Annotated in this window: 18 protein-coding genes; 9 read left to right on the top strand and 9 right to left on the bottom strand. The window is 63.3% G+C overall.

The window, feature by feature from the left end; all coding sequences use genetic code 11:
• From EOA24_RS09380 to EOA24_RS09390, 3 genes are all read left to right on the top strand, one after another.
• A partial coding sequence (locus EOA24_RS09380) for an HAD-IC family P-type ATPase (RefSeq protein WP_127409759.1) occupies positions 1-964 on the top strand: 964 nt, incomplete at its 5' end.
• Positions 961-1,131: a cbb3-type cytochrome oxidase assembly protein CcoS gene (gene ccoS, locus EOA24_RS09385; RefSeq protein ID WP_126079235.1), complete on the top strand. Its 171-nt coding sequence runs from the start codon at positions 961-963 to the stop codon at positions 1,129-1,131. The genes EOA24_RS09380 and ccoS, both read left to right, overlap by 4 nt.
• 64 nt (positions 1,132-1,195) lie before the next feature.
• Positions 1,196-1,897, top strand: coding sequence for a CBS domain-containing protein (locus EOA24_RS09390; RefSeq protein ID WP_127250424.1), 702 nt, complete (start codon positions 1,196-1,198; stop codon positions 1,895-1,897).
• Between the two features lie 27 nt (positions 1,898-1,924).
• Here EOA24_RS09390 and EOA24_RS09395 read toward each other — a convergent pair whose 3' ends face one another.
• The 7 genes from EOA24_RS09395 to EOA24_RS09425 all read right to left on the bottom strand — a co-directional run bounded on the left by EOA24_RS09395 (position 1,925) and on the right by EOA24_RS09425 (position 8,658).
• Positions 1,925-2,137 carry a hypothetical protein gene (locus EOA24_RS09395; protein ID WP_127250423.1) on the bottom strand — a complete coding sequence of 71 codons (213 nt, stop codon included), beginning with the start codon at positions 2,135-2,137 and terminating at the stop codon, positions 1,925-1,927.
• A 114-nt stretch (positions 2,138-2,251) separates the two neighbouring features.
• Positions 2,252-2,512 (bottom strand): DUF6455 family protein, encoded by a 261-nt coding sequence (locus tag EOA24_RS09400; protein ID WP_126079237.1) that lies wholly within the window; start codon positions 2,510-2,512, stop codon positions 2,252-2,254.
• A gap of 114 nt (positions 2,513-2,626) precedes the next feature.
• Positions 2,627-3,967 (bottom strand): HAMP domain-containing sensor histidine kinase, encoded by a 1,341-nt coding sequence (locus EOA24_RS09405; protein WP_127409760.1) that lies wholly within the window; start codon positions 3,965-3,967, stop codon positions 2,627-2,629.
• Entirely contained in the window at positions 3,967-4,632 is a 666-nt protein-coding gene (locus EOA24_RS09410; protein ID WP_126079239.1) for a response regulator transcription factor, read from the bottom strand. Before EOA24_RS09410 ends, EOA24_RS09405 begins: the two co-directional genes overlap by 1 nt.
• On the bottom strand, positions 4,629-4,916 hold the full coding sequence (locus EOA24_RS09415) for a PepSY domain-containing protein (RefSeq protein ID WP_245501778.1): 288 nt from the start codon (positions 4,914-4,916) through the stop codon (positions 4,629-4,631). Before EOA24_RS09415 ends, EOA24_RS09410 begins: the two co-directional genes overlap by 4 nt.
• 243 nt (positions 4,917-5,159) lie before the next feature.
• Complete coding sequence (gene mgtA / locus EOA24_RS09420) at positions 5,160-7,814, bottom strand: magnesium-translocating P-type ATPase (RefSeq protein ID WP_245467252.1); 2,655 nt, start codon at positions 7,812-7,814, stop codon at positions 5,160-5,162.
• A gap of 34 nt (positions 7,815-7,848) precedes the next feature.
• Positions 7,849-8,658, bottom strand: coding sequence for a universal stress protein (locus EOA24_RS09425; RefSeq protein WP_126083549.1), 810 nt, complete (start codon positions 8,656-8,658; stop codon positions 7,849-7,851).
• Between the two features lie 255 nt (positions 8,659-8,913).
• On the opposite strand from EOA24_RS09425, the gene EOA24_RS09430 reads away from it, so the two are divergent.
• A complete protein-coding gene (locus tag EOA24_RS09430) occupies positions 8,914-10,398 on the top strand; it encodes a PAS domain-containing sensor histidine kinase (RefSeq protein WP_127409761.1) in 1,485 nt (494 codons plus the stop codon).
• Positions 10,391-11,002 carry a response regulator FixJ gene (gene fixJ / locus EOA24_RS09435; protein ID WP_126062679.1) on the top strand — a complete coding sequence of 204 codons (612 nt, stop codon included), beginning with the start codon at positions 10,391-10,393 and terminating at the stop codon, positions 11,000-11,002. The genes EOA24_RS09430 and fixJ overlap by 8 nt, the downstream gene beginning before the upstream one ends.
• 79 nt (positions 11,003-11,081) lie before the next feature.
• Here fixJ and EOA24_RS09440 read toward each other — a convergent pair whose 3' ends face one another.
• Positions 11,082-11,297 (bottom strand): hypothetical protein, encoded by a 216-nt coding sequence (locus tag EOA24_RS09440; protein WP_126079243.1) that lies wholly within the window; start codon positions 11,295-11,297, stop codon positions 11,082-11,084.
• 393 nt (positions 11,298-11,690) lie between these two features.
• Between EOA24_RS09440 and EOA24_RS09445 the strand changes: the two genes are divergently transcribed.
• Positions 11,691-12,227, top strand: a complete 537-nt coding sequence (locus EOA24_RS09445) for an Hsp20/alpha crystallin family protein (protein ID WP_126079244.1) — start codon at positions 11,691-11,693, stop codon at positions 12,225-12,227.
• Positions 12,228-12,295: 68 nt separating this feature from the next.
• On the opposite strand, the gene EOA24_RS09450 is transcribed toward EOA24_RS09445, so the two are convergent.
• Complete coding sequence (locus EOA24_RS09450) at positions 12,296-12,667, bottom strand: hypothetical protein (protein ID WP_126079245.1); 372 nt, start codon at positions 12,665-12,667, stop codon at positions 12,296-12,298.
• Between the two features lie 41 nt (positions 12,668-12,708).
• Here EOA24_RS09450 and hemA point away from each other — a divergent pair, with 41 nt between their 5' ends.
• From hemA to EOA24_RS09465, 3 genes are all read left to right on the top strand, one after another.
• On the top strand, positions 12,709-13,986 hold the full coding sequence (gene hemA / locus EOA24_RS09455; protein ID WP_126079246.1) for a 5-aminolevulinate synthase: 1,278 nt from the start codon (positions 12,709-12,711) through the stop codon (positions 13,984-13,986).
• 148 nt (positions 13,987-14,134) lie between these two features.
• Positions 14,135-14,503, top strand: a complete 369-nt coding sequence (locus tag EOA24_RS09460; RefSeq protein WP_245467253.1) for a DUF2267 domain-containing protein — start codon at positions 14,135-14,137, stop codon at positions 14,501-14,503.
• A 2-nt stretch (positions 14,504-14,505) separates the two neighbouring features.
• Positions 14,506-15,002 (top strand): phosphoribosyltransferase family protein (locus EOA24_RS09465; protein ID WP_127409762.1); only part of this gene is annotated, 497 nt, incomplete at its 3' end.

Raw genomic sequence — 15,002 nt, forward strand, 5'->3', positions numbered from 1 at the left:
CGCGGCGATCGACGCGGCTGTGTTCGACAAGACCGGGACGCTCACTCTGGGGCTGCCCAGGCTCGTCAATGCGGCGTCGATCGATCCGGCCATGCTGGCGATCGCGGCAGATCTGGCGGCGCATTCCCGGCACCCGTTCTCGAAGGCGCTGGCGGCCTATGGCAGCGTTCGCGATCGAACCCAATTCGACCGCGTGCAGGAGGAGCCGGGCTTCGGCATCGAAGCGTCCGCGGGCGGCGATATCTGGCGCCTTGGCCGGCGCGGCTGGGCCGGATGGAAGGCCCGCACCGGCGGTGAAGGGCGGTATGGCGGCCTTGGCGGCACGGTCCTCGCGAAGAATGGCAGGATCGTCGCATGCTTCGCCTTCGAGGATGCCACGCGCGCCGATGCGAAGGCGACGGTGGAACGGTTGAAGGACGCCGGCATCTCGGTCGAGATGCTTTCCGGCGACACCGCGAGAGCCTGCGGCGAGGCGGCGGGAGCCTTGGGCATCGAGAATTTCGTGCCGGCCCTGCTGCCATCGGGCAAGGTCGAGAGGATCGAGGCGCTGGCTCGCGCCGGTCACAAGGTGCTGATGGTGGGCGACGGCCTCAACGACACGCCGGCGCTCGGCGCCGCGCATGTCTCGATGGCTCCGGCGACCGCGGCCGACATCGGCCGCCAGGCCGCGGATTTCGTCTTCCTGCGCGAGAGCCTGCTGGCGGTACCGCTCGCCCTGGATGTTTCGCGCAAGGCAGGCCGGCTCATCCGCCAGAACATCGCAATCGCGATCATCTACAACGCGTTCGCCGTGCCGATCGCCATCCTCGGACATGTGACGCCGCTGATTGCGGCGATCGCGATGAGCGCTTCCTCGCTGATCGTGATCGCAAATGCGATGCGGCTTCAGACGACGGCGAAAGCGGCTCCTGAAGCCGCTCCCGCCAGGCGCCGCAGCGACGCCATCGAAGCGGCGCACCCATGACCACGCTCGTCTATCTCATTCCAGTGGCCCTGTTCCTCGGCGCTCTCGGTCTGTCCGGCTTCCTGTGGGCCTTGCGCAGTGGCCAATACGAGGATCTCGACGGAGCCGCCGAGCGGATACTGATCGAACCCGATACGCGAGACAAGGAAGCCCCGCGATCAAACTGACGTAGATCAAGGCGGCGTTGCCGCCGACGTCCGAGAGTAAGGCTGACGATAGCGGGAGACTTCGATGCAGGCTCGGGACATCATGACGACGCCGGTGGTCACAATCGCCACCTCTGCCTCGGTCGCCGAAGCGGCCGATCTGATGCTGACCAGGAACATCCGCTGCCTGCCGGTCGTGGGAGACGACGGATCGCTGGCTGGCATCATCAGCGAAGGCGATTTCCTGCGCCGGGGCGAACTTGGCACCAGACGGGCGCGGCCTCGCTGGCTGGAGTTTCTTGCCGGTCCAGGCAAGCTCGCCGACGAGTATGTCCGTTCGAGCGGCCGCCGGGTGGCCGAGGTCATGACCGCCGGCGTCGTTTCGGCAGCGCCAGGCGCTTCGCTTGCCGAGGTCGTCGAGCTCATGGCAACCCACGACATCAAGAATGTGCCTGTCCTTGACGCGGACAAGATCGTCGGCATCGTCAGCCGCTCCGATCTGATGCGCATCATGCTCCGCACTCTGCCCAAATCAGGTTCTGCGACTGTCGACGACGAGGTCATCCGCAGGAACATTCTTGCCGAGCTGCGGGGGCAGTCCTGGAGCGTCGGCGGCGACCTTATCGGCGTCACCGTCGACAAGGGAGACGTTGAGCTGAGCGGCGCCATCTTCGACGAACGCCAGCGAAAAGCTGCCGTGGTTGCGGCCGAGAACGTTGCCGGGGTCAAGAAGGTCACGGACAAGCTCTTTTGCGCCGGGCCATTCTCGGTGGTGCTTGTCTCCTGAAGACCGTCGCGCTTCCGGCGCACGCACTCAAATCGCGGACAACGGCATCAGGGGGCGAACCAGCAGCAGCGCAAAGACAATGAGCGCCGCGCCGGCGATGGCGTCGGCCATCCTCTTGCCGCCGCTCAACCGCCCGCCCAGCAGCAGCCATATCGATCCGGTCAGTGCCTTGATCACGAGCAGCGCCATCCAGGCGATGCCCAGCGCGGCCGCCTCGATGTCCATCGGCACGATGGCCACGCAATAGATGAACGCCTTCGGGTTGAGGGCATCACAGGAGCCGCCTGTTAGTCGGCCGGGTAGCCAGGGCGGCTCACGGCGGCAACCGATCAAGGCCGCGGCCTCGGCGCTCGATCAACCGATAGACTGCAAACGCGCAATCAAGTCGCCATTGCGGCAATAGGCCGGCGGGTGATCCGCATGCTCGGTTTCGTCGAGCCAGGCCGCGCATTCGTCCTGGTGGCCGCAGGAGCGGCACCGGTCCACGGCGCGATTGGTGACGGCGACGTGATCGGCCACGACCCGCAGCTGCCGGTCGACGCCCGTTTTCTGCATCATGCGTCCCATCAAGGCAATTCTGGCGTCAACGCCCATCAGATAATCGAGAAAGCTCATCTCGCTACACTCCTCAGACGGCAAATCATTGCCATCTCAGGCGGCATGCGACGTTGATCTCGATCAAAGGAGCGCTGTCCATTTCGTGGAATTGCTTCGCCAGACGGGCGCCGCTCAAGCATGCCATGGCAGGTGGATGGTCACCGCCAGACCGGAGTTGGCATTGGCCATTTCGAGACGGCCGCCATAGGCTTCGACGATATCCGAAACGATCGCTAGGCCGAGGCCGTTGCCGCCGCCCTTGCTGTCGAGCTGAACGCCACGTACCAGAGCGGCGTGCAGGGCGGCCTCGGGAATGCCCGGCCCATCATCGACGACCTTGATGATCACCTCGCCAGCGCTTGCCGATGCGCTCACATGAACCGCGGAGCTTGCGAAACGCGTCGCGTTCTCCACCAGATTGCCGAGAATCTCGGAAAGATCGCCCTCGTCGACGGGCGCGATGAAATCCTCGGCGGCATCGATGACGAATGAGAGCTGCTTGCCCCTCGGCGTGCGCTTGACGACCGCGACCACGCCACTCGACACCTCACGGACAAGGCAAGCGGCATCGCCCGAAACACCAGGCGCCAGACGAGCGCGTGCCAACTCCCGCTCGACATGACGGCGAATCGCGCTCGCGCTCTTCTCGATTTCGTCGGCAAGCTCGCTTTCGCCCTTCTTGCGCAGGGTCCGGATGTCGGCGGACAGGACCTGCAGCGGCGTCTTGAGGCCATGCGCAAGGTCGGTGGCACGCGAGCGCGCCCGAGAGAGGGCTTTCTCCTGGGCGTCGAGCAGGCGGTTGATCTCGTCGGCGAGTGGCTGCACTTCGCTCGGCGCGGCCACGTCCAACCGTGCCGTCCGCTGCGCGATCACGTTCTTGACGGCGATCCTCAGGCTTTCCAGCGGCGCCAGGCCGACGGTGATCTGGATGAAGAAAGCTCCCATCAGGGCGGAGGCCAGCACAACGAGGGCCGGCGCAAGGTCACGGACGTACTCGCCAACGGAAACTTCCACATTGCGATGGTCTTCCGCCACCACGGCGCGAAAGGCCCGCCCGTCCGCATCGGTGATCGTGCGAATGACGGCGACGGTGAGCTCGCCGCCGGGCCCCTTGAGTTCTTCCTTCCGCAACTCGCCATTGCCTGCCTGTTTGGGCAGGGCCAGCGTTGCATCCCACAGTGAGCGCGACCGAACGAGGCTGTGGGTGGCCAGGTCTTCCACTTGCCAGTAGTGGCCGGACAGCGGATTGGAGAAGCGTTGGTCGGCCAGCGTGGACGCCACAAACAGACGGCCATCGGCCGTGAAGCTCGTCGCGGCGATCAGTTCGTTGAGATCGTCCGTCAGCTCACTGACAACACGCCTCTCGACGTTCAGTTCGAACAGATAGCGAAGACCGACACCGGCGATGGCAAGGGCGATGACGATCGATATCGCCCTTGCCGACCAGAGCCTGAAACGGATCGAATTGCGCATCAATCCGGCCCGTCGGGGACAAAGTAACCGAAACCGCGACGCGTCTCGATGATCTTGCTGCCAAGCTTGCGCCGCAGACGCGCGACGATGACCTCGATTGTGTTGGGATCGCGTTCGTTGTCGGAACTGTACAGATGCTCGGCAAGCTCGGTTGATGCGACCACACGGCCGGCATGATGCATCAGGAACGCGAGAAGCCGATATTCGAGCGGCGAAAGCGCCACCGGAACGCCGCGAAGCGAGATGCGCATCTGGCGCGTGTCGAGCAGCAAAGGGCCTGATTTCAGCACTGGTGCTGCCTGCCCGCTCGAGCGGCGCAGGATGGCTCGCGGCCGCGCCAGCAGTTCCTCCATTTCAAAAGGTTTCGGGAGATAGTCGTCGGCGCCGGCGTTGATCCCTTCGACGCGCTCGGTCCACAGCCCCCTCGCCGTCAGGATGAGGACGGGAAAGCGACGGCCATTTGCGCGCCAGCGCTTCAGCACCGTGAGGCCGTCGAGCTTCGGCAGGCCGAGGTCGAGAATCGCCGCGTCGTAGTTCTCGACATCGCCCGCAAACCAGGCCGCTGCACCATTGTCCACGATGTCGACAGCCATGCCCGAGGCATTCAGGACCGCCGCGATGTCGGCCGCGATGCGCGGTTCGTCTTCAGCCACGAGGATCTTCATCTGTGGCCTTCATCACCCTTGACACCGCCCACCCCGGCATCGACGTCAACGATCCGGCGCCTGCCGTCGGCGGCGACCACCTGGAACCGATAGATCCATTTGCCTTCGGCACGAATGAGATCGACCGAAACAATCTTGCCGGGAGCCTTGGCGCGCACGATGGCCATGATGTCGGCAAGACCCTCGATTTCGCCGCGCTCATGGAGATCGCGCGCCCGATCATGATCATCGTCGTCATCCTGCGCCCGGACGGGCGACGGCAAGGCCATCACAAGCGCGGCCACGCCCAGAGCTGCCAGGCTCATCGATACGGTTTTCATGGAAGGGAGTTGTCGCATGCGGAAGCTGTCAAACCGCTGTCAATCATCGTCAGCTGGCGGCAAGGGCCGCATATCAATGGCCATCGCGCCCGATGACGACTTTTCGATGCTCGACCTCGATCCGCCGCCATACAGGAAGCGCGCTCTTCCACTTCTAGACCGGTGCGAGTGGCGCCCAGCGGCGGTCATCGAGCTGCCTCCCCGAGCTTAACCCGCGGCGCGGCCCGGTCTGGTCGCGGCTCGATCCAGATGTGGACCAACCGCTTTTCGTCTGCGCTTGCCGCGGCTGCCATGGGCGAAGAGCCAGCTTTTGGTCATTTCCGACACAAGCACATAGAGCGCGGTGATCGCGAGCAGCCCGGCCAGCACCGGTCCTGCCAGGGGCACAAATCCGAACCAGCTTGCAAACGGGGCAAAGGGGATGGCGATGGAGATAATGCCGACGCCGAGGGTCAGGCCCGCGAGCAAATGGCTGGGACGGCTGCGCCACAGCCTTTTGTGGGTCCGCACGACGAGCACAATGGCAAGTTCGGTGAGCACGGATTCCACGAACCATGCGGTCTGAAACGTGGTGGCCGTGGCGTGAACGGCCAGAAGAAGGAAAGCGAAGGTCGCAAAGTCGAACAGGGAGCTCACCAGCCCGAAGCTCACCATGAAACGCCTGACGAAACGGATGTCCCAGTGACGCGGCCTGCGCACCTGTTCGGCATCGACATTGTCACCCGCGATCGCCAGAGCCGGGATGTCGGAGAGGAAATTGTTCAGCAGGATCTGCTTTGCCAGCAGCGGCAGGAACGGCAGGTAGAGCGAGGCCGCCGCCATGCTGATCATGTTGCCGAAATTGGCGCTGGTCGTGATGGAGATGTATTTCATCGTGTTGGCGAAGGTCTTTCGGCCGTCATCGACACCCCGCACCAGCACACCCAGGTCGCGCTTCAGCAAGATGATGTCCGCAGCCTCGCGCGCGACATCCACGGCGGTATCGACCGAGATGCCGATATCTGCTTCGTGAAGCGCCGGCGCGTCGTTGATGCCGTCGCCAAGATAGCCGACGACGTGGCCGCTCCGGCGCAGCGCCTCGACAATCCGCTCCTTCTGGTTCGGATCGATCTCCACGAAGAGATCGGTATGGCGCACACTGGCGAGAAGCCCATTCTTCGTCAGTTTCGACAGGTCTTCGCCGGTCATGATCCTGGCGGACCGGAGGCCCACAGCCTCGGCCAGGTGCGCGGCGACATAGCGGTTGTCGCCGGAAATCACCTTTACGCCAATGCCGCGGTCAGTAAGCGCCGACAGCGTTTTCCGCACCCCCTCTTTCGGGGGATCGAGAAAGAGCAGGAAGCCGGCGAAGGCCATTCCGGTTTCGTCGTCACGGCTGAAGCCAGCCTTGTCCTGAAATCTCCGGATCGCCAGGCCGAGAACGCGATATCCTTGCGCGCTCCAGCGCCTGAATCTCTCGTCGATCGCCTGGCGCTCCGCCGCGCCAAGGGGTGTCAAGCCGTGCGGACCTTGAACGAAGCCACACGCCTCGACGACATTCTGGACTGCTCCCTTGGTGATGAGGATCTGTTCGCGAGAGCTGTCCCGCGCGGCGACGGACAACCGCTTGCGGACAAAATCGTAAGGGATCTCGTCGATCTTGGTGAAACCGGACAGATCCTCGTGGTCATGCGGCGCACTCGCAATTGCCTCGTCCAGGGGATTCTTCAGCCCTGTCTGCAAGGTCGCGTTCAGCAGCGCCCAAAGCAGGACGTCCTTCGAAGCGGTGCCCTCGACATCGAACGATCCATCGAGGTGAATGACGCCCTCCGTCAGCGTTCCTGTCTTGTCGGTGCACAGCAGGTCCATGCTGCCGAGATTCTCGATCGCGTCGAGGCGACGCACGATGACGCCGCTGGCGGCCATCGTGCGCGCGCCTTTGGCCAGGGTGACGCTGATGATCGCGGGAAGCAGTTCAGGCGTCAGGCCGACAGCGAGGGCAAGCGAAAACAAAAGAGATTCGATCAGTGGCCGGTTGAGCATCACATTGGCGAAGAACACCATGATGACGATCGCAAGCATGATCTCGGTCATCAGATATCCGAACATTCTGATGCCTCGGGCGAACTCGGTTTCCGGGATCCGCCGCTCCAAGGCTTCGGCGATCGCCGCGAACTCGGTCCGCGCTCCCGTGGCGACGGCAAGCACCTTTGCCGTTCCGCTGCGAACCGAGGTGCCGGTGAACACGGAGTTGGTCCGTTGCGCGATACCGGCTTCGGGCGCGGAGCGGCCGGCGGATTTCACGACGGGAAAGGTTTCGCCGGTCAGAACGGATTCGCTGACGTTGAAATCCCGCGACTCCAGGACGACGCCATCGACGGGGATGAGATTTCCCGCCGACAAGCAGACGACGTCGCCAGGAACGATGTTCTCGACATCGACAGTCCGTTCGAAGCTGTCCCGAAGCACGGTGGCCTTGCGGGAGATGCGCTGCTGCAGCGCCTCCATGGCACGAGAGGCGCCATATTCCTGGGTGAAGCTGAGGATACAGCTGGCGAGCACAATCGCGCCGATGATTGCTGCTTCATGACCTTCGCCGACGAACACCGACACGGCGGCGGCGAAGACCAGGATCAGGACCAGCGGGCTGCGAAACTGACGCGCGAGCACAGCCAACGCCGATCGGTTCGACCGAGGCACCAGGGCGTTTCGTCCGAATTTGGCAAGCCGGGCCGCCGCATCCGCGCTCAGCAGTCCGGAAGTGGAGGTCTCCAGTTGTCCGACCAGCCGATCGGCTTCAAGCGACCAGTAGGCCTGCTTGGCGATGTCGGGCGCACGGCCGGTCGACTGCGGTTCGGCGGGCCGGACCGCCGCCCGTTCCATCGGATCGGCTCCACCGGTCACCATGGCCGACCGATCAGTTCGACAACAGGCGATTGATATTGCTCTCGCCGATGAGCGTGCGTGTGACGCCGCCGAAGGCCCATTCCCGCAGCCGGCTGTGACCATAGGCGCCGGAGACGATCAGATCGGCGTGGATTGACCGCGCAAACGCCGCCAGCCTGTCGCCATCCGCGTCGCCGGGGATCACTTCGGTTCGCGCCATGATGCCATGCTGCTCCAGAAAAACCGCGACGTCGGCGATGCTGTTTCGCACATCTTCCCCGGACTCGGTTTCCATCGTGGCGACGACCACTTCGTTGGCTTTCGCCAGAAACGGCAAGGAATCGGACAAGGCCCTTCGCGCTTCCCGGCTGTCCTTCCAGGCGACAAGGACGGTCTTGCCCAGTAGATGCTCGGCATTGCCCGCCGTGACCAGCACGGGGCGACCGGCGCCAAGCACGAGGCTACCGACGTCGACGGCACGGAAGACATCCTCCCCGCCCTCGGCGGTCACGATGAGATCGGCCGAGCGGGCCGCAAGGCCGAGAGCGCGGGTCGGGCCGCAAATGTATTGCGTCCATTCGCTGCTGACCGAGCCAGGGACGAGCTTCTCGAAGATATCGCGCAATTCGGCAAGGCGCTTCTCGATCTCGGTGCGCTGGACCTGCATGACCTCGCCTTCGTAGACCAGGCCCTCTCCCGTGGACACCAAAGGCGGGACGTCCGCGGCGGCAAGGCCGACGAGGTGGGCATCGAAGCGCTGCGCCAGTTCCACCGCCAGCTTCACGACCGGCGCGGGGTCTGTATCAACGGCCAGATTGACGATTATCGTTTTATAGGACATGCAGGCACCTCGCTCCGAACGCGGAATGTCTGTCACTTGCATTGTGCGAGCTTGGGGCGCCTTGATACAGATCAAATCGTCACAGCGGCGCCGCTGTTTGGCGGGCGGAATGATGCGTGCTAAATCGTCGGCCGCTGCTGTTTCTCGATCCGGAGACCGCTCGTGAGCAAGACGGAACAAGGCCGGCCAGAAGCAGCCAAGCCATCGCCGCTGGCCGCCCTCGATATCTTGCCGGAACACGAGCTTCTCGCCCTGATGTTCGACCAGGCTCCGGGCTTCATAGCCTTGCTCAGCGAGCCGGACCACGTCTTTCAGCTGACCAATGCCGCGTTTCAGCACTTGATCGGCCAGCGGCAGGTTATCGGCAAGTCGTTTCGCGGGGCCTTGCCCGAGCTCGAGGGTCAGGGATTCTTCGAATTGCTCGATCGCGTCTGCGAAACCGGCGAGCCTTACGTCGGCCGCAGCGCCAAGATCATCCTGCGCAACGATGAAACCGGCCTTGCGGAGGAGCGTATCCTCGATTTCGTCTACCAGCCCGTCAGGGCGAGGGATGGCCAGATCACCGCAATCTTCATTCAGGGCACCGACGTCAGCGATCTGTCATTCGCCAACGCCGCGCTGCAGCTGCGCGAGGATCACCTACGTTCGATCCTGGCGACAGTACCCGATGCGATGATCGTCATCGACGAAGGCGCCAACATCCAATCCTTCAGCACGGCGGCCGAGATATTGTTCGGCTACCAGGCCGGCGAGGTCATCGGACGAAACGTCAAGATGCTGATGCCCTCGCCATACCGGGAGGAGCACGACACATACCTGCAGCGATACCTGACAACGGGAGAACGCCGCATTATCGGGCTCGGCCGAACGGTAACCGGGATGCGCAAGGACGGATCGACCTTTCCGATGGAACTCTCCGTCGGCGAAATGCATCCGGGAACAGGGCGCTTCTTCACCGGCTTCTGCCGCGACCTGACGGAGCGCCACAGGACGGAAGCCAGGATGCAGGAACAGCAGCAGGAGTTGCTTCACATGGCGCGTTTCACCGCCCTTGGCGAAATGGCCTCCACATTGGCGCATGAGATTAACCAGCCCCTGACGGCGATCACGAACTATCTCAAGGGTAGCCGCCGTCTCCTCGAAAAGAGCAAGGACGAGAATGCCACAATGTTGCGGGAAGCCGTGGAGAGGGCCGCCGAACAGGCGTTGCGCGCCGGCGACGTCATCCGCCGTCTCAGGGATTTTGTCGCCAGGGGCGAAAGCGAGCGCCAGGTGGAACGCCTGTCGGCGCTCATCGAGGATGCTTCCTCGCTGGCCCTGGTCGGCGCCAGGGAAGCGGATGTACGTGTCAGTTACGATCTCGATCCGTCGGCCGAACTGGTCTTGACCGACCGAATCCAGATCGAGCAGGTATTGCTGAACCTGAGGAGAAACGCCGTGGAGGCCATGCAAGGCGCGCCCCGCCGCGAATTGCACGTCGTGACCAAGGCGCGACATGACGCGATGGTGGAGATCGGCGTGATCGACACCGGCCCGGGGCTGGCGCCCGAGGTTTCTGCCCAGCTTTTCCAGCCTTTCGTCACTACCAAGAAGCAGGGAATGGGAGTGGGTCTGTCCATTTGTCGCACTATCGTCGAGTCGCATGGTGGTCATATTTGGGCCGAGTCGATGCCCGGCGGAGGAACGGCATTTCGGTTCACCTTGCGTGCCGTAGAGAAGGACGAGGTTGCCCGTGGCTAATGATGTCGTTCATGTCGTCGATGATGACGTCGATGTTCGCAAGTCGCTGGGTTTTCTTCTTGCGACAGCCGACTTTGCCGTGCGCCTCCATGAGTCGGCGACCGCATTCCTGGCACCGGAACCGAAGGAGATCGACGGCTGCATCGTCACCGATGTGCGTATGCCCGGCATTGACGGCATCGAGTTCCTGCGGCAGCTGAAGGCGCGCGGCCTGAATGCGCCGGTGATCGTGATGACAGGTCATGCCGACGTGGCCCTCGCCGTGCAGGCGATGAAGGAGGGCGCTGCCGATTTCATCGAGAAGCCATTCGACGATCAGGTGCTGATCGATGCCATTCGTTCCGCCCTGGACCACCGCAGCCAGCCGATCGCGGCGCACCCGCAATCAGCCGGAATTCGAAAGAACCTTGCGACGCTGTCGGAGCGGGAGCGCCAGGTGCTCGACGGCCTTGTTTCGGGACTACCGAACAAGACGATTGCCTATGATCTCGGGATCAGTCCGCGGACCGTTGAAATCCATCGCGCCAATGTCATGAGCAAGATGGGCGCCAGCAGCCTCTCGCATCTGGTGCGCATGGCCTTGATCGCCGATCCGAAGAGCTGAAGCGGATTGAAGCGACGCGGTTCAAGTCCTTGCTTCCGCTGCATGCCGCCCTGAAAAGCTACACCCCAGAGGGCGCGCATCAGTGCGGAATCTGCAGGAAGCCAAGCTGGTGCTCCTCCGGATTCCAGACACGCCAGTGGGTCGGACGGATGTCGACCCGCGCCCCGGTCGCGACATTCTTCCAGCCCACCGGCGCCTTCTCGCAAGGGAACACGAGCGCGTGCACGCCATCGTCGTCGATGACGGCCAGTTCGAGGTTGCGGCCGGGTGGCGCGCTTGCGATCGGATTCCACATTCGGCCAGTGTGATCGAAGATTCGCTCCGCGCTTTGATTTGAGTCAGATTTTCCGGCCAGGAGGCCTCTTGGCGCGATCCGGCGTCCATCGAACGAGCCTGGTTCGGGCTCTTTGACCCCAATCGTTCCTTCTTGCGGCTTGTTTGACGCGGATCAACGATGGCTGCTCATACCGGTGCTTTGATGCCGGTCTCGACAGGTCGCGCATGAATTGCAGTGCGGTCGCATCGACCCCGTGTCAAACGCGGACGTCGCGAAGCGGATGGGTCAGTTCAGCGAGGATGCCTGTCGAGCAGGTCCGCCGACCTCTGTCTGGCGCGTGCTGGAAGACCTGCGGTGAAAGAGCGGAGGCGGCGGTACTTGTTGCCCAATCCACCTTTGAGGAGAAAAGCCATGGCTGAAGCCGCTACCAAACTGCCCGTGAGAACCGAGAAGAACGTTCCCGCCCGATCGGATAACTGGGCGGGGCCTTTCGAGAGCCTGCGACGCGAAATCGACCGGCTTTTCGATGACTTTCATCCCTTCGATTTCCACTTGCCCGCTACCCGTTCGCTGTTCGGCAGGGACTTCCCCGCGAAGTTGCGCGGCGAGTGGCCGGTGGCGCCGGCGATGGACTTGGTGGAAAAGGCCGATGCGTATGAGATCACGGCCGAACTGCCGGGCATCGACGAAAAGAACGTCGACATAAAGCTCGCCAACAACGTGCTGACGATCAAGGGCGAGAAGAAGGAAGAAAAAGAGGAAAAGGAGAAGGACTACTATCTCTCGGAGCGCCGCTACGGCTCCTTCCAGCGCTCGTTCCGGCTGCCCGAAGGTGTAAACGCCGACAAGATCGACGCCAGTTTCACCAAGGGCATTCTGACTGTAAAGCTGCCGAAGACGGCCGAAGCGCAGAAGGCCGAGAAGAAGATCACCGTCAAGGCTGCCTGAAACCACGGATGATCATTTCCTCAGTGCATCGGGCCGGTGCACTGAGGAGCCTTCCCCGCAACCAGGCCTCATTTCTCTGGATCCGAAGGTTTCCCTGCGGCCTCGGCTTGATGCTCCGCGATTTCGAGCTTCTGCCTCTCGCGTGCAAGCAGGTTCTCGATCACCCGCCGCTTCTGCGGGTCGGTTTCCGCGGCAAGCAAGTCTTCGAAATGGGCAATATTAGCCCGTGCAATGAACCGGTCCACGACTACCCTCAATGCAGGCTGTTCATCATTCCTACTCCAAATATCGCGGTCATCCACTTTTTTTTGTGAAACACAAGCCCGCGGGCTGAAGCCACCTCCAGTCGCATTGTCTCGACCGCCGGAGGCATCCCGGAATTGACATAGCTCAAAGTGAGGTCCTCGCATGCCTCGTATGGTGTCGGCCAGGTAGGTCAACGCGCTACCCAACACGGATTTCGGCTGCACAGGAGCTCGACATGAATTACCAGCGGTTCTTCGAGGATGCGATCGACCAGCTCCACGCGGAGCGGCGCTACCGCGTCTTCGCCGACCTTGAGCGCATGGTGGGCAAGTTCCCGCGCGCCATCTGGCGTTCCAACGGCCGCGCCCAGGAAATCACCGTCTGGTGCTCCAACGACTATCTCGGCATGGGCCAGAACGAGGATGTGATCGCCGCCTTCCAGACCGCGGCCGGCAAGATGGGCTCGGGCGCCGGCGGCACCCGCAACATCTCCGGCACCTCCAACCCGCTGGTCGAGCTGGAGCGGGAGCTCGCCGACCTGCATGACAAGGAGGCAGGGCTCGTCTTCACCTCCGGCTTCGTCTCCAACGAGGCCTCGATCTCGACCATCGCCCGGCTTTTGCCCAACTGCCTGGTGCTCTCCGACGAGCTCAACCATGCCTCGATGATCGAAGGCGTGCGCCGCTCCGGCGCAGAAAAGAAGATCTTTCGCCACAACGACGTCGCGCATCTGGAAAGCCTGCTGCAGGCGGCGGGGCGCGAGCGCGCCAAGCTGATCGTGTTCGAGAGCGTCTATTCGATGGACGGCGACATCGCGCCGATCAGAGAGATCGTCGAGCTGGCCGAGCGCTACAACGCCATGACCTATATCGACGAGGTGCATGCGGTGGGCATGTACGGACCGCGCGGCGGCGGCATCACCGAACGCGAGGGCCTTGCCGACCGCATCGACATCATCGAGGGAACGCTGGCCAAGGCCTTCGGCACGCTGGGCGGCTACATCACCGGCACCAGTGCGGTGATTGACGCGGTGCGCTCCTATGCGCCGGGCTTCATCTTCACCACCGCGCTGCCGCCGGCGATCGCGGCCGCCGCCACCACCTCGATCCGCCACCTGAAGCGCTCGCAGGCCGAGCGCGACGCGCAGCAGCGCCAGGCGGCGCGCACCAAGCAGGTGCTTGCCGCGGCGGGCCTGCCGGTGATGGAATCGGCCACCCATATCGTGCCGGTGCTGGTCGGCGATCCCGAGCTCTGCAAGATGGCGAGCGACCGGCTGCTTGGCGTGCACGGCATCTACATCCAGCCGATCAACTATCCGACGGTGCCGCGCGGCACCGAGCGGCTGCGCATCACGCCCACACCATTCCATTCGGACGCGCTGATTGCCGAACTGCAGGACGCGCTGGTCGAGACCTGGGATGCGCTCGGCATCCCCTATGCCGGCTCAGGCCGCCCCGCCGTCGCCAAGACCGATCGGATCATCCCGCTGCTGGTGAACAAGGCAGGCGGCTGAAATCCGGGACGTTGAACTTGTCCGGAGCGATGCGCCGTTCCCAGCAAGGGCAGCTAGGGAGAACCAAAACAGTCGAAGGATGAGGAGGATGACACACGCAGTTTCACACACTTCGATCACACATGCCGCCGAGCAGACGCAGCAATGGGTGAACGAGCTTGCCAGGGACCTGGATTGGAATGAGCAAAGCGCATTTCGCCTGCTGAAAGCGGTCCTGCATACCTTGCGCGACTGGCTTTCGCCGGAGGAAATGGCCGACCTGTCGGCCCAGTTGCCGACGCTGATCAGAGGCATCTATTTCGAAGGGTGGAACCCGGCCGAACCGACGTGGGAACGCAAAAAGAGCGACTTCGTCATTTGCGTCCGCAACAGCTTTGGCTACGAGCCGGAGGTCGACACCGACAAGGCGATCGTAGCGGTGTTCAGGCTTCTCGACCGGCATATTTCCCACGGTGAGATCGTCCAGGTCCGAAACTCGATGAAGAAGTCACTGCGCCACCTGTGGCCGGAGGAATGACGATGTTTCGCGATCGCCAGGAGGCGGGGCAGAAGCTCGGAGCATCGCTGGACCTGCTTCAGCTGAAGGACCCGATTGTGCTCGCCTTGCCGCGAGGCGGCGTCCCTGTGACTGCCGAGGTAGCCAAGGCCCTCAAGGCGCCGCTGGACCTCGTGATCGTTCGAAAGGTCGGAGCGCCGGGCAATCCGGAACTGGCCGTGGCCGCCATCGTGGACGGCGAGCCTCCCGACGTCGTTCTCAACCGGGAAATCGTGGAGGCATACGCCCTCGATGACGGCGCGCTTCGTGTCCTGATCGCGCAGGAGCGCCCCGAACTGGAACGGCGACGGGCGGTATATCGTGGGAAAGACCTGCCCCTGTCGGTGGCGGGCAAAACGGTGATCGTCGTTGACGACGGGGCGGCGACCGGAACGACGATGAAGGTCGCCATTCGCGCGTTGAAGCGACGTTCGCCGCGCAAGATCATCGTCGCTCTTCCCGTGGCGCCGGTGGACACCGC

It is taken from the genome of Mesorhizobium sp. M2A.F.Ca.ET.039.01.1.1 (genome assembly GCF_003998035.1).
Classification (GTDB): domain Bacteria; phylum Pseudomonadota; class Alphaproteobacteria; order Rhizobiales; family Rhizobiaceae; genus Mesorhizobium.